Annotated in this window: 1 pseudogene; it reads left to right on the plus strand. The window is 63.3% G+C overall.

Annotated elements, in window-relative coordinates:
• A pseudogene (locus ACK59H_RS22970) lies at nt 1–482 on the plus strand (type IV secretion protein Rhs); the annotation flags it as partial.

Here is a 482-nt window from a genome sequence, read left to right on the forward strand (position 1 = left end):
CCACTGGGTCGCCTGACTGACATCAAGCGCGTAGTCAACAACGAAGCTGTCGAAACCCTTACACAGTACCGCTACGACGAACAGGGCCAGCTGACCACCGTCATCAACCGCAACGGCGACACCGTGCGCAGCTTCAGCTACGCCGAAGGCCTGATGGTGACCCACAGCAATGCCCTGGGCCTGGGCTGCCACTACCGCTGGGAAACCCTCGGCGATAAACCACGCGTGGTCGAGCACTGGACCAGCGATGGCGAGCACTACCGTTTCCGCTACGACCTCGATGCCCGCACCAGCTGGGCCACCGACGTGCTCGGCCGCGAGCTGGAAGTGCAGTACAACGCCGACCACCGTGTCATCGCCAGCCGTGACTACGGTGGCGAGCGTTACGCCATCGAGCTGGACGAGCAGGGCAACATGGTCGGCCTGGACCTGCCAGACGGCAATCGCCTGACCTTCAAGTACGACGAGTTTGCCCGCCTGCA

The sequence above is a fragment of the Pseudomonas sp. KCJK9000 genome, from assembly GCF_046230725.1.
Classification (GTDB): domain Bacteria; phylum Pseudomonadota; class Gammaproteobacteria; order Pseudomonadales; family Pseudomonadaceae; genus Aquipseudomonas; species Aquipseudomonas promysalinigenes.